Genomic DNA, 13,310 nt, shown 5'->3' with positions numbered 1-13,310 from the left:
AGACCAATGAACAAGGAACTGATAAAAACAGACCCGATGGCGACGGCGCTGGCGCCGGTCGGCAGCCTTGACGCCTACATCGCGGCGGCCTACAGCGTGCCGGTGCTGGCGGCGGAGGAAGAGCGCCGCCTCGCGATTCGCTACCACGAGGAAAACGATGTCGAGGCGGCGCGCAAACTGGCGCTTCACAACCTGCGCTTCGTAATCCAGGTGGCGCGCGGCTACCTCGGCTACGGCCTCGCGCTGGGCGACCTGGTGCAGGAGGGCAACATCGGCCTGCTGAAGGCCATCAAGCGGTTTGACCCGGCCATCGGCGTGCGCCTCGTGTCGTTCGCGGTGCACTGGATACGCGCCGAGATACACGAATTCATCATCCGCAACTGGCGCATCGTCAAGGTGGCGACGACCAAGGCGCAGAGAAAACTGTTCTTCAACCTGCGCGGCAAGAAAAAGCGCCTCGGCTGGATGAGCCGCGCGGAAGTCGAGCAGGTTGCGAAAGACCTCGGCGTCAAACCCGCCGATGTGCTGGAAATGGAAAACCGCCTGAACGGCAGGGAAGTCAGTTTCGACCCCGCCCCGGGCGACGACGGCGAACACCGCGCCGCCCCCGCCGACTACCTGAAAAGCGAAGACGCCGAAACCGACCCGGCGCATTCACTGGAGCGGGCGCAGTGGCACGAATACCAGCACGGGCGGATGCTCGAGGCGATGAAGCAACTCGACCCGCGCAGCCTGGAAATCATCAAGGCGCGCTGGCTGTCGGACAACAAGACAACGCTGCAACAACTGGCGAAACGCCACAAGGTGTCGCCCGAACGCATCCGCCAGATAGAAAGCCAGGCCATCGCCCAACTGCGCGACGCCATCGCCGACTGACAACGCCGGCAAACAGCGTCACAACGCCGCCCGTTCAGGTGCCGCGCCAGGCGCCGCGGCTTTCCGGAATTCGAGGATTTTCTCCGAGACCTCGCCGAAAGACACCCGGTATCTTTTCTCATACCACAGCACGCCCGGATGGGGCCGCGCGGCGGCATCCGGCGGCGTCGCCTCGCGGTACATAACGCCGCCTTTCAGGCAATACGACAAAACAAAAAAGGGCAGCAGCACGCAGAAGGCGCGAAACTGGGTTTTGTAAAACCACGCGCTCCGGCACACGGCCAGAAACTCCCCGAAACGCACCCGCTTGCGCCGCGCCGGCGGCGTGCCGGGAACGGGCGCGTTGAAACCGGGCAGCCCCGGCAGCACGCCGCGCGCGTTGTAAAACGGTATCTCCAGCACCTCCGGGTGCCCGGGCAGTCTCGCCGCCAGGCAATGGGCGATGGCGGACACGCAATCGTGGTCGTGGTGGCCGCCCTCCCAGGCAAGGGTGACAATGCGCCCGACGCGGGCGCCGCCAAGATGCTCGTCCAGGCGCGCAAGCAGCGCCTCCCACGCCACGGGCAGATGCCGAAACAACCGCCCGTCCGGAATCGCGCACTGCGTCCCGGCAAAAAACACAGCCTCTTCATCCACGCCGGCGTGTGCCAGCGCGGCAAGGGTCTCGCGGTTTCTTCGCAAACCGTCGGCAGCGCCGGTCTCGCCGTCGGTCAGGTAGAAAAACAGCGGCGCCCGCCCGCCCTCCATTTCCTCGCGGATAAAGGGCCGCGCCAGAAACTCGTCGTCCTGGTGGGCGAACAGAAACAGGCTGAAACTTTTCACCGCGCCGTTTTCTTCCGGAACACGGGGTGCAGATATTGCAGCGGCGGCAGCACGACCGACGACAAACTGCCGCGTATGTCCGAGGCGTCCCACTCCTGGTAGCGCGGCAAATCAAGCGACACCTTTCTGCCGTGCCTGAAAAAATTAAGCAGCGCGCCCGCAAGCCACCCGCACGCCAGCCCGCGGGGGTATTCGCCGACCGGCGCCGTCTCGCGCCCGAGGCACGCCTGCGCGTAAAGCAGCGGGAAATTGACGCCGGCGCGAACCGGCAATTCAACGCTGCCCCACAGCCGCGGGTTGATTTCCAGCAGGGCGCAGTCTTCCGTCGCCGGATTGTATTTCCACTCAATCATCGCAAGCCCGCGCCACGACAGCGCGCCCAGCAGTTTCTCCGCCATCGCCAGCAGGCCGGGGCGGTGGCTGCTGATGCGGTAGGTGCTGGCGCCGCCGGTCAGCGGATGTTCGTCGAGCCGGTCATGGCAAAACGCGGCGACGCGGCGCCCGGCGGCGTCGAACAGAAAACTGGTGCCGACCGCGATGAAGCCGGAGCCGACCCGCTCCTGCACAAGACACGCGCCGAACGAGCGGAAATACGCCTCGCAATCCGCCGCGGTTGAAGGCAGCGCGTAGCGGACGCCGCGCGCGCCCGAAGAGCGAACCGGCTTGACAACCCACGCGCGGCCCGCGCCGCCGTGCGTGTCGCGGAAATGCAGCAGGTCGTCCGGCGTCGCGAGGTAGTGGCTTTCAGGCGCCGGAATGTCCAGTTGCCGCGCCAGGCTGAAGGTCCTGAATTTGTCGCAGGCCATGTCGAAAGAGGCGCGCGGCGGCATCAGGAACAACGCCTTGCCGCGAAACCGCGCGTCGTAAAAAAGCGCGGCGGACTCCTCTTCCATCGGCACCAGCACCGGCGGGCCGCCGTGCGCGGCCAGTTCGTCGCACAGCGCCGCAAGCGCCTGCGCGCACTCTTCGGGATGTTCCCCGGCGCCGGGCACAACCCGCAACCGCCCGCTCCAGCGGCTGAACAACGCCGGACACAACCGCGTCTGCGCGCACACCGACACATCCAGCCCGCCCTTGCCCAGCGCACGAATCACCGGCAACGCCTTCGGCCAGTGCCCGTCGGGAACCACCACACAAGCCCCGCCCCCGCCGAAGTTCTCCGCGGCGGCCTCTTCCGGTTCCATTCGCGCCAAAACCCGGATACTGAAAAGTGGCGCCGGTTTATACCCGCGCGACCAGAAAAATCCCCGAAACAATCAATGCGCTGCCGACCCAGAACAAGGGCGGCGTCGCCTCGCCCAGAAAAATCCGGGAAAACAGCGGCACCACGGCAAACGAAATCGCCAGAAACGCATAGGCGCGCGACAGCGGGATATCCTGCAGCGCCCATATCCACAGAAAAGTCACGACCCCATACAACGCGATGGTGGCGTAGAACAGTTCAAAACCGAGGAGGCCGACAAGCCCGGCGTCTTTCAGCCGCGCCGCGCACAACTTGAAAAGAACCTGCCCCGAAGAGATGCCGAGTATGCAGAGCGGCAAAGCGAGGTATTTCAGCCAGGTCATGGTGTTCAGGCGGAAAGCAGCAGCAGGTAGCGGTCGAGCAGCAGGGCCGCGAACAGCAGCAGCAGGTAGATGATGGAGAAGACGAAGGTCTCCATCGCCTTGTCGCGGCTGCGCGTGACTTTCAGCGAAATGGCGTAATACAGGAAGACCGCGTCGAGCAGCAAGGCCGCAAACAGGTAAATCGCGCCCGACATGCCGGTCACAAACGGCAGCATCGTAATCAGCGCCAGCAGCAGCGTGTAAAGCAGGATGTGCAGGCGCGTGTAGTCCTCGCCGTGGGTCACCGGCAGCATCGGCACGGCGGCGTCGGCGTATTCGTCCTTGCGGTAGAGCGCGAGCGCCCAGAAGTGCGGCGGCGTCCAGACGAAGATAATCAGAAACAGCAGCAGCGCCGGAAAATCCACCTGGCCGGTGGCGGCGGTCCAGCCGAGCAGCGGCGGCGTCGCGCCGGCGGCGCCGCCGATGACGATGTTCTGCGGCGTCGCGTACTTCAGATAGCGGGTATAGACAAAGGCGTAACCGACCAGCGACAGCACCGTCAGCACCGCCGTCAGCAGGTTGACCCACAGCGCCAGCATCACCGCGCCGGCAACGCCGATGACCGCCGCAAACCACAGCACGCGGCGCGGCTCCAGGTGCCCCGCCGGCAGCGGCCTTGCGCGCGTGCGCCGCATCACCGCGTCAATCCGGTGGTCTGCGACCTGGTTGATGGCCGCCGCCGAACCGGCGACCAGCGCGATGCCCGCCAGCGCCGTCAGCAGCGTCGGCGGCGGCAGCGCGACCGGCGCCGCCAGCAGCATGCCGACCAGCGTGGTGAACAGCATCACCGCCACCACTTTCGGCTTGCAGACTTCAAGATAATCTTTCCATGCGCCGCGGAGGCTTTTGTCGGCGAGGTTGGCGGGGGAGGTCGGCGTCATCGGACTGTACGGGCGGAAGCGGGGGCAGAATCAGGCGGCGATGATTGTATCACGCGCGCCAGCGCCAGCAGCGCCAGAAACAGCAGCGCCGCGACCGCGTTGTGCGAAACGGCGACCGCCAGCGGCAACTGAAAAACCACATTGGACACGCCGAGCGCGACCTGCGCCGCCAGCAGCAGCGCGACCGCGGCGGCGGCCCTGCGGGCGGCGCGGCGCGCCGCGCACACCGCCGCCAGCAGGCACGCCAGATATGCCGTCACCAGCAGCGCGCCGAGCCGGTGAACAAAGTGCACCGCGACCCGCGCCTTGCTCTCGAGCACGCCGTGCTCGTAGTCAACGCCGACGGCGGCGCGCGGGCGGAAGCCGTCGGCGAAGTCGGCCTGCGGCCACCACTGCCCGTTGCAAAGCGGGAAATCCGGGCACGCCAGCGCCGCGTAATTGGCGCTGGTCCAGCCGCCAAGCGCAATCTGCCCGCCGAGCAGAACCAGACCGGCAATCACCGCCGCGCCCAGCGCCGATGTCTTCGCGGGCAACTTGGCAAACGCCTTCGCAAGCGGCTCGACGGACGGCGTTGCGGATGTCTTCGCAGATGCCTTTGCAAACGCCATCACGGACGGCTTTGCAGACAGCGCATTTGCAAACGCCATTGCGGATGTCTTCGCAGGCGGCGCATTTGCAAACGCCATTGCGGATGCCTCCGCAGGCGGCGCGAACAACCGGTCGAGACAAAGCCACCACAGCAGCGCGAGAATCGCAAAGCCGCCGAGCAGATGCGCGACGACGACCAGCGGCTGCAACAGCAAGGTCACCGTCCACATGCCGAGCAGCGCCTGCCCGACGACGGCCAGCGCCAGCGCCAGCGGCAGCCACAGACGGCGCCCCGGCTCGCGGCGGTGGATGACGGCGAGCGCCGCCAGCGCAAAAATCAGCAGGCCGAGCAGGCCCGCCAGATAGCGGTGCGACACTTCGCGCCACGCCTTGCCGGTATCAAGCGGGCGTTCGGCGCCGGGCACGCTGTCGGGAACGCCCAGCAACTGCCCGTAGCAGCCCGGCCAGTCGGGGCATCCAAGACCGGCATCGGTCAGCCGCACCCACGCGCCGAGCACGACAACGCCCAACGCCACAACCAGCGACACCCTCGCCAGTCTGTCAAACAATGTCATGTCAGCCGATGCGCGAGGCGCGCAGCAGGTGTTTCAGGTCGCGGGTGATGCCGCGTGCCGTTGCGTCGGCGGCGTAGCCCATCATCAGGTTGCCGTGCGGATCAACGATGTACACGCGCGCCGGCGCCAGCGCCGACAGCGCGCGCACAATGCGCGCATCGCCGCCCAGGCGGGCGACGGCCAGCCGCGGATGACGGCGCAGCAACTGCGGCGGGCGAATATCCAGCGGCTCGCCCGGCGGCAGCAGGTACGCGGTGCGTACCCGCCCGCGGTGCCTGCCGAGCGCGAGGCGCGCCTGGCGCATCTTGAAAAGACCGGCCTCGCAGTCCAGGCCGCAGTCGGCGCCGCCCCACAGCAGCAGCGTCCAGTGGCCGCGGAAAAAGCCGGCGTCCAGCGCGCCGGCATGGGCACCGCTGGCATCGGCGCCAGCAGCAGCACCGGCGACGGCGCCAGCATCGCCGGCACCAGCGACACCAGTGGCATCGGCGGCACCGCCAGCATCACCAGTATCACCAGCATCGCCGGCACCAGCGACAGCGGCATCGGCGGCGGCACCGCCAACATTGCCGACATCGCTGGCACCAACGGCATCGCCAGCATCGGCGCTGCCATCGGCAGCGGCACCACCAACGACCTCGGCCCGGAATTCATCAAGCACAATCACCGGTTCAATAATCTCGCCGTGGCTTGACGCCGGCGGCGCCCACGCGCCGGGGTTCAGATAAACCGCCACCGCCACCAGCACCGGCCCGATGAACGCGGCCATCAGCGCGGCCAGTTTCAGGCGCGACAGCGCCTGCGGCGTCACCACCATCGCGCCGCTTTTTTGCTGAAACTCAGCAGCACAAAAACCACCACCACCGCCAGCGCCAGCGCAAACCACTGCACCGCGTAGGCAAGATGGCGGTCGGCGGAAAACGGCAGTTCGGACCAGTTTCTGAGGTAGCCGTCCTCCTCTTCGGCGTCCATCCGCACGACCAGCGGCGCCACATCCGCCTTCAGCCACAAGGCGATGGCGTTGAAGTCCAGATACTGGATAACGCGCGGCCACGGCGCGTCGCCGGCGCCGGCGTCGCCGAGCGAGTACGGCTCGCCGAAAGGCACATAAACGCGGCCCTCGACGACGCGGCGGCGTTCGGGAATTTCCACCCGCGGCAGTCGGCTGCGCGAGCCGCCGACGGGCACCCAGCCGCGGTCCACCAGCACGACGCGGCCATCGCCGAGCACGAAAGGCGTCAGCACGGCGTAGCCGACGCGCCCGTTGCGGACTTCGTTGTCGAGCAGAAACTGGCGCTGCGAAAGCGGCTCGCCCTCGATGGACACGGCGCGAAAACGCCACGTCTCGGGTTGTTCAAGGTCGCGCGGCAGCGCCGTCACCGGCAGTTGCGAGCGTTCAAGCAGTTCGGCGTCTATCGCCTGCTTCTCGTGCATGCGATCCAGTTGCCAGCGGCCCAGGCCGATGAACAGACTGGCGAGCAGTATCGTCAGCAGCAGCGCCAGCAACGAAAATTCAAGGCGGAACAGTTTCATGTCGGCGCGCGCCGGGCGGCGGGCCGTGCTATGCTGGGCACGATGTCCTGGATCAAGATTGTCATTCTCCTGCTGTTCGCCGTCATCATCGGCAGTATGGCCTCGGCACTGTTCCACCTGCTGAAAGACAGGGGCAAAACCGGGCGCACGCTGAAGGCGCTGAAAGTCAGGATTACGCTGTCAATCGCGGCCTTCGCGCTGCTGATACTCGGCTACCTGGCCGGCTGGATACAGCCGCACGGAATCGTGCCGCCGCCGCAGCGCGCGGCGCCCGTTCAGAGCCAATAGACAAAGAAAAACAGGCCGAGCCAGACGACATCCACAAAGTGCCAGTACCACGCCGCCGCCTCGAAGGCGAAGTGGCGGTCGGGCGTGAAATGCCCGGCGATGCTTCTGGCCAGTATCACAATCAGCATGATGGCGCCGATGGTCACATGCAGGCCGTGAAAGCCGGTCAGCATGAAAAAGGTCGAGCCGTAGATGCCGGCGCCGAGCGTCAGGTTCAAGTCGGTGTAGGCGTGGAAATACTCGTAGGCCTGCAAGCCGACAAACAGCAGGCCGAGCGCGACCGTCAGGAACAGCCCGAAAATCAGCGTCGGGCGCCGGTTGGCCCTGAGGCCGTGGTGCGCCCAGGTAACGGTGACGCCGCTGGTCAGCAGGATCAGCGTGTTGATGGCGGGAATGCCCCACGCCCCCATGTGCCGGAAGTCGCCGCCGATTTGCGACGGGCCGTTGGCGTTGGACGGCCACAGCGCCTCAAAGCCCGGCCACAGATACATGTTGGTCGCCGCGCCGTCGCCCTCGCCGCCGAGCCACGGCAGGGAAAAGGCCCGCGCGTAGAACAGCGCGCCGAAGAAGGCGGCGAAGAACATCACTTCCGAGAAAATGAACCAGAACATGCCCCAGCGGAAAGAGCGGTCCACCTGGTCGTTGTAGGTGTTGGCCTCGCTCTCGCGCACCACCGTGCCGAACCAGCCGAACATCATCACCAGCAGAATCGCGATGCCGGCGCCCATCAGCGGCAGGCCGAAGGACAGTTCGTTGAGCATGGCCGAGAAACCGACGAAAGTGCAGAACAGCGCGATCGAGCCGACAATCGGCCAGTGGCTTCCGTGCGGTATGTAGTATTGCGTTTGTGCGTTCATCGGAAATCCTCAGCTGTTGCCGCGCGCGCCGCCGGCGGACGCGGTCCGGTTGACATCAAAAAAGGTGTAGGACAGTGAAATGGTGTGAATGTGGTCGGGCAGGTCGGGCGAAACGACGAAGCGCACCGGCATCTCGCGCGCCTCGCCGGCCCCGAGTTCCTGGCGCGAGAAGCAGAAGCATTCGACTTTCTTGAAATACGCGGCGGCCTCGCCCGGCGCCACGCTGGGCACGGCCTGGCCGACAACGGTGCGGTCGTGGCGGTTGTTGACGCGGTAATGCACCGTGCGCATCTCGCCCGGGTGCACCGTGGTGCTGGCGACGGCGGGCGCGAAGCCCCAGTTCATGGACTGGTTCAGACTGGCGAGAAACTCGACGGTGACGGTGCGCGATTCGTCAACCGGCATGGCCTCGGCCTGCGCGACTTCGGCGCGCCCGGTCTTGCCGTTCAGCCCGGTCCACTCGCAGAACACATCGTAAATCGGCACCATCGCAAAGCCGAAGGCGAACATCGCCACGGTCACGCCGGCCAGTTTCAGCGCCAGTCTGCCGTTGTCGCTCATCTCGTCACCACAATCAGGTAGAAGGTCGCGTAAACGGCGGCGGCGGCAAACGCCAGCAGCAGCGCGGTCTTGCGCACGCCGCCGGACTGGTTGTGCCGGTCTTCCCTTTCATTCATCCGCCATTCGTCCGCCCGCGCGCTCAGCGAATTTTCGGCGGCGTCGTGAAGGTGTGGTACGGCGGCGGCGACGGCAGCGTCCATTCAAGGCCGTCGGCGCCGTCCCAGACGCGGTCGGTCGCCTTCTCGCCGCCGCGCACCGTCGCCACGACGATGTAGAGGAACAGCAGTTGCGCCAGGCCGAAACCGAAGGCGCCGATGCTCGCCAGCATGTTGTAGTCGGTGAATTGCAGCGCGTAGTCGGGTATGCGGCGCGGCATGCCGGCGAGGCCGGTGAAGTGCATCGGGAAGAAAGTCAGGTTGACGAAAATCGTCGAAAGCCAGAAGTGCCACTTGCCGAGCGTCTCGTTGTACATGTGCCCGGTCCACTTCGGCAGCCAGTAATAGACCGCGGCCATGATCGCGAAGATCGAGCCGGGCACCAGCACATAATGGAAGTGGGCGACGACGAAGTAGGTGTCGTGATACTGGTAGTCGGCGGGCACAATCGCCAGCATCAGGCCGGAAAAACCGCCGATGGTGAACAGCACGATGAAACTGATGGCGAACAGCATCGGCGTCTCGAAGGTCATCGAGCCGCGCCACATCGTCGCCACCCAGTTGAACACCTTGACGCCGGTCGGCACCGCAATCAGCATCGTCGAGAGCATGAAGAACAACTGCCCGGCCAGCGGCATGCCCACCGTGAACATGTGGTGCGCCCAGACGACGAACGACAGGAAGGCGATGGAGGCGGTCGCATACACCATCGAGTTGTAGCCGAACAGCGGCTTGCGCGCGAAGGTCGGCAGGATCATCGAGATAACGCCGAACGACGGCAGAATCAGGATGTACACCTCGGGGTGGCCGAAGAACCAGAAGATGTGCTGAAACATCACCGGGTCGCCGCCGCCCGCCGCGTTGAAGAAACTGGTGCCGAAGAACTTGTCGGTCAGCAGCATCGTGACGCCGCCGGCGAGCACCGGCATCACCGCAATCAGCAGGTAGGCGGTAATCAGCCAGGTCCAGACAAACAGCGGCATTTTCATCAGCGTCATGCCCGGCGCACGCATGTTCAGTATCGTCGCGATGACATTGATTGCGCCCATGATGGACGACATGCCCATCAGGTGTATCGAGAAAATCAGCAGCGGCAGCGCGGCGCCGGTTTGCAGCGTCAGCGGCGGGTAGAGCGTCCAGCCGCCCGCCGGCGCGCCGCCCGGCACAAACAGCGTCGCCAGCAGCATCGTGAACGCGAACGGCAGCAGCCAGAAACTCCAGTTGTTGAGCCGCGGCAGCGCCATGTCGGTGCCGCCAACCATCATCGGAATCAGCCAGTTGGCCAGCCCGGTGAACGCCGGCATGACGACGCCGAAGATCATCAGCAGCGCGTGCATCGTCGTCATCGAGTTGAAGAATTGCGGGTCCACGAATTGCAGGCCCGGCTGAAACAGTTCGGCGCGCACCACCAGCGCCATCAGGCCGCCGAGGAAAAACATGATCATCGCAAACCACAGGTAGAGCGTGCCGATGTCCTTGTGATTGGTCGTGAAAATCCAGCGCTTGATGCCGCTGTCAGGCCCGTCGTGATGATGGTCGTCAACCAGTACTGCGCTCATCGTGTTACTCCTGCAAATGTTGATGCGTTGATTGGCAAGTTATTGCTCCGCCGAGGGTTGTGCCGGGGTTTCCGCCGGGGTTTCCGCCGAGGCGAGCGGCTGTTCGGCCCGTTGGTCGGCGAGCCAGCGTTCGTACTCGTCGGGCGCGACCGCGCGCACCACGACCGGCATGAAGCCGTGGTCGCGTCCGCACAGTTCGGCGCACTGGCCGCGGTACACCCCCGGTTCCTCGATCTCGGTCCATGATTCGTTGATAAAACCCGGAATCGCGTCTTTCTTGACCGCGAAATCCGGCACCCACCAGGCGTGCAGCACATCGTTTGATGTAATCAGGAAGCGCACCTTGCGGTTGGTCGGCAGCACCAGTTCGTTGTCCACCTCCAGCAGGTAGTGTTCGCCCTTGGCCTGCAAGTCGTATATCTGCTCGCGCGGCGTTGACAGCGCGCTGTAGAAGTCAATGTCCTGGTCGAGGTATTCGTAGTGCCACAGCCACTGGTAGCCGGTGATCTTGATGGTCAAATCGGCCCTTGCGGTGTCTTCCATCTTGATCAGCACCTGCGTCGCCGGCACCGCCATCGCCACCAGAATCAGGAACGGCACGACCGTCCATGCAATTTCGGCGGTGGTGCTGTCGTGGAATTGCTGCGCCTCGTAGCCACGCGATTTGCGGTGGCGCACCAGCGAAACCAGCATGGCGCCGAACACGACGGCGCCGATGGCGACGCAAATCCAGAAAATCAGCATGTGCAGGCCGAACACCTCGCGGCTGATGTCGGTTACGCCGACGGGCATGTTGTACGGCTGAAGCTCGGCCAGCGCGGCCAGCGGCAACGCCGCCGCGGCGCCCGCAAGCCATCGCGCCGCCGTCATGAGTTGCGCTGTCATTTGTCTGAAGGTCCTCTTTGTTCCTCTAACCGGCGATGGCGCGCTCAAGCGCCCTGGCCAGATTCCACTTGTCATTTTCGCTCAGAAAAGAGCCAATCTCAACCTGCCGCCCGTGCGAGCGTATCCACAGGGATTTCGGCTCGCCCTGAAAACGCGGCGGCGCCATCACCACGCTCGCCCACGCCCGCTTGAAAGTGCAGCTCTTTTCGGGCTTTTCATGGCCGACGCTGACCCGCACCTCGTCGCCATCCACGACCACCGTCTCGCGCCGCGACAGGCGCCGCACACAATAATAAAGCGCCGCGCCCAGACAAAGCATTTCAAGGCCAGCGAACGGCAGTATCATCCACAGCCCGAACCACGCGAACGCGGCGGCAATCAGAAAGGAAACGCAAAACAGCGTAAGAAAAAACAACTGATTCCCGCGCCGCGACAACGAAAGGTTGGGGCGGATGACAAACTGCGAGGTGTTTTGTGCCGGGTTTTCCATCGGTCTTGATTTTGCGCGGCAGGCGGCGGCGCGCCCGCAATCGGGGATTATATCATCTTTCTGGGCGGCGCGCGCAGCACCGGCGCGGGAATTGTTGTAGAATGGGGGGTTCCAAACGTGTTGCGGGCAGCGGCCCGGCAGGCGCACATGGCGGCTTGCTTATTGACACCAATTCAGACAGGAATCTTGCAATGGAAGACCAGGAATTTATCAACAACTTCTCGGCGGTGCTGGCGGCGGTTGTGGCGATTGTCGTTTTCATCTTTATTCTGGCCATCGGGCTGTCGTCAAAAGACGAGACGATGGACATGGCGATGGAAAAACGCACGAAAGAGCGCATCGCGCCCATCAGCCGCGTCAATGTCGGCGAGGTGGCCGCCGTTGCAATGACGCCCGCCGCCGACGCGATGGCCGAGGCGACGCCGGAGCAGATTTACCAGTCCGCCTGCAACGCCTGCCACGCCGCCGGCGTCCTTGAGGCGCCGCGCCTGGAAGACCGGGCCGCATGGCAAACCCGCTACGCGCAGGGCCTTGAGGTGCTCTACCAGTCGGTCATCAACGGCAAGGGCAACATGCCGGCCAAGGGCGGGCGCATTGACCTGTCGGACGACGCCATCCGGAAAACCGTGGACTACATGCTGGAGGCGGCGGGCCTCGTTCCCTGACATCCGACGCGACATCTGACGCAAAACCAGCGCATGGCCGCCTCCTTCCCCCTCACCCTCGCGCCGCAGGTTCTGTTTCGCCCGCAGTCGGTTTTCACCCGCATCGCCGAGCGCCGGCCCGGCGCGGCGGCGGTGTTTTTTCAATACGCATTGTGGCTGGGGCTGGCGCCGCCGGTCAGCGCGTTTTTCGGCACGCGCATGTTCGGCTGGCTGGCCGGCGGCGAGCCGCTGGCGCTGCCGGCGGCGCTGGCGTTGCAGGTCAGCATTGCCTATTACGCGGCGCTGCTGGCCGGGTTTGTGTTCGCCGGTTTGTTCCTGCGCTGGATGCTGCCGACCTACCGCGACGCCGGCGCCAACTCCGATGCCGGCGCCTGTTTTGCGCTGGTGGCGGTGGCCGGCACGCCGCTGATGGCCGGCGGCATCGCGCATCTGTACCCGTCGCTGGTGCTGAACATTCTGGTTTTCACCGCGGCCTTTCTGTGGAGTGCGCTGCTGCTCTACCGCGGCGTGCCGGTGGCGTTTGCGATGGACGCCGAGCGCGGCATGTTGCTGGCCTCGTCCATGATTGCCGCGCTGCTGGTCATGGTGGCCGGGTTTCTCGGCGTCATCGTCGTTTTGTGGGTCAACGGCTTCGGTCCGCCGCTCGGCATCTGACCGTGACCGCCGCGCCCGCCGCCGCACCGGCGCCCTACACCGACACCGTCGCCGCCGCCTTCATCGCCGCGGCGATGGCGTGGGCGCTGTTCGGCATGGCCGCCGGCGTTTATCTGGCCGCCGAGTTGGTGTGGCCGGCCCTGAACGCCGACCTGCCGTGGCTGACCTTCGGGCGTTTGCGTACCGTGCACACGACCGCCGTCATCTTCGGCTTCGGCGGCTCGGCGCTGATTGCCACCTCGTTCTACAGCGTGCAGCGCACCTGCCACTGCACATTGTTCGCGCCCGGCGTTGCGTGGTTTGTGTTCATCGGCTGGCA

General features: G+C 65.2%; 16 protein-coding genes and 1 pseudogene. 5 read left to right on the top strand and 12 right to left on the bottom strand.

Going from position 1 to position 13,310, the window contains the following annotated elements; all coding sequences use genetic code 11:
- The first annotated feature begins 6 nt into the window (after positions 1 to 6).
- Positions 7 to 876 (top strand): RNA polymerase sigma factor RpoH, encoded by an 870-nt coding sequence (gene rpoH / locus OXU50_08075; GenBank protein MDD9869826.1) that lies wholly within the window; start codon positions 7 to 9, stop codon positions 874 to 876.
- Between the two features lie 18 nt (positions 877 to 894).
- On the opposite strand, the gene OXU50_08070 is transcribed toward rpoH, so the two are convergent.
- The 7 genes from OXU50_08070 to OXU50_08040 are packed head-to-tail and all read right to left on the bottom strand — an operon-like array spanning position 895 to position 6,877.
- On the bottom strand, positions 895 to 1,698 hold the full coding sequence (locus OXU50_08070) for a PIG-L family deacetylase (protein ID MDD9869825.1): 804 nt from the start codon (positions 1,696 to 1,698) through the stop codon (positions 895 to 897).
- Positions 1,695 to 2,882 carry an ATP-grasp domain-containing protein gene (locus OXU50_08065; protein MDD9869824.1) on the bottom strand — a complete coding sequence of 396 codons (1,188 nt, stop codon included), beginning with the start codon at positions 2,880 to 2,882 and terminating at the stop codon, positions 1,695 to 1,697. The genes OXU50_08070 and OXU50_08065 overlap by 4 nt, the downstream gene beginning before the upstream one ends.
- 37 nt (positions 2,883 to 2,919) lie before the next feature.
- Positions 2,920 to 3,264, bottom strand: coding sequence for an EamA family transporter (locus OXU50_08060; GenBank protein ID MDD9869823.1), 345 nt, complete (start codon positions 3,262 to 3,264; stop codon positions 2,920 to 2,922).
- Between the two features lie 5 nt (positions 3,265 to 3,269).
- Positions 3,270 to 4,184, bottom strand: coding sequence for a heme o synthase (gene cyoE / locus OXU50_08055; protein MDD9869822.1), 915 nt, complete (start codon positions 4,182 to 4,184; stop codon positions 3,270 to 3,272).
- Positions 4,181 to 5,347 (bottom strand): COX15/CtaA family protein, encoded by a 1,167-nt coding sequence (locus OXU50_08050; GenBank protein MDD9869821.1) that lies wholly within the window; start codon positions 5,345 to 5,347, stop codon positions 4,181 to 4,183. Before OXU50_08050 ends, cyoE begins: the two co-directional genes overlap by 4 nt.
- 1 nt (position 5,348) lies before the next feature.
- Positions 5,349 to 6,155 (bottom strand): hypothetical protein, encoded by an 807-nt coding sequence (locus OXU50_08045; GenBank protein MDD9869820.1) that lies wholly within the window; start codon positions 6,153 to 6,155, stop codon positions 5,349 to 5,351.
- Complete coding sequence (locus tag OXU50_08040) at positions 6,152 to 6,877, bottom strand: SURF1 family protein (protein ID MDD9869819.1); 726 nt, start codon at positions 6,875 to 6,877, stop codon at positions 6,152 to 6,154. Before OXU50_08040 ends, OXU50_08045 begins: the two co-directional genes overlap by 4 nt.
- A 42-nt stretch (positions 6,878 to 6,919) precedes the next feature.
- Between OXU50_08040 and OXU50_08035 the strand changes: the two genes are divergently transcribed.
- Positions 6,920 to 7,165: a twin transmembrane helix small protein gene (locus tag OXU50_08035; protein ID MDD9869818.1), complete on the top strand. Its 246-nt coding sequence runs from the start codon at positions 6,920 to 6,922 to the stop codon at positions 7,163 to 7,165.
- Here the strand turns inward: OXU50_08035 and OXU50_08030 are convergent.
- The 5 genes and pseudogenes from OXU50_08030 to OXU50_08010 all read right to left on the bottom strand — a co-directional run bounded on the left by OXU50_08030 (position 7,153) and on the right by OXU50_08010 (position 11,672).
- Positions 7,153 to 8,022 (bottom strand): cytochrome c oxidase subunit 3, encoded by an 870-nt coding sequence (locus OXU50_08030; protein MDD9869817.1) that lies wholly within the window; start codon positions 8,020 to 8,022, stop codon positions 7,153 to 7,155. The genes OXU50_08035 and OXU50_08030 overlap by 13 nt on opposite strands.
- Before the next feature lie 9 nt (positions 8,023 to 8,031).
- Complete coding sequence (locus tag OXU50_08025; protein ID MDD9869816.1) at positions 8,032 to 8,583, bottom strand: cytochrome c oxidase assembly protein; 552 nt, start codon at positions 8,581 to 8,583, stop codon at positions 8,032 to 8,034.
- A gap of 139 nt (positions 8,584 to 8,722) precedes the next feature.
- Positions 8,723 to 10,297: a cytochrome c oxidase subunit I gene (gene ctaD / locus OXU50_08020; protein MDD9869815.1), complete on the bottom strand. Its 1,575-nt coding sequence runs from the start codon at positions 10,295 to 10,297 to the stop codon at positions 8,723 to 8,725.
- Between the two features lie 87 nt (positions 10,298 to 10,384).
- Positions 10,385 to 11,089, bottom strand: a pseudogene (gene coxB, locus OXU50_08015) (cytochrome c oxidase subunit II).
- 118 nt (positions 11,090 to 11,207) lie between these two features.
- Complete coding sequence (locus OXU50_08010) at positions 11,208 to 11,672, bottom strand: DUF2244 domain-containing protein (GenBank protein ID MDD9869814.1); 465 nt, start codon at positions 11,670 to 11,672, stop codon at positions 11,208 to 11,210.
- A gap of 191 nt (positions 11,673 to 11,863) precedes the next feature.
- On the opposite strand from OXU50_08010, the gene OXU50_08005 reads away from it, so the two are divergent.
- The 3 genes from OXU50_08005 to OXU50_07995 all read left to right on the top strand — a co-directional run.
- Complete coding sequence (locus tag OXU50_08005) at positions 11,864 to 12,337, top strand: c-type cytochrome (GenBank protein MDD9869813.1); 474 nt, start codon at positions 11,864 to 11,866, stop codon at positions 12,335 to 12,337.
- A 33-nt stretch (positions 12,338 to 12,370) separates the two neighbouring features.
- A complete protein-coding gene (locus OXU50_08000; GenBank protein MDD9869812.1) occupies positions 12,371 to 12,991 on the top strand; it encodes a Yip1 family protein in 621 nt (206 codons plus the stop codon).
- A gap of 62 nt (positions 12,992 to 13,053) precedes the next feature.
- Positions 13,054 to 13,310: cbb3-type cytochrome c oxidase subunit I (locus OXU50_07995; protein MDD9869811.1), on the top strand; the 257-nt coding region annotated here is incomplete at its 3' end.

The sequence above is a fragment of the Gammaproteobacteria bacterium genome (genome assembly GCA_028817225.1).
Classification (GTDB): Bacteria; Pseudomonadota; Gammaproteobacteria; order Poriferisulfidales; family Oxydemutatoraceae; genus Oxydemutator.
Note: the sequence above shows the minus strand (reverse complement) of the source record. Positions and strands in the feature narration are given on the sequence as shown.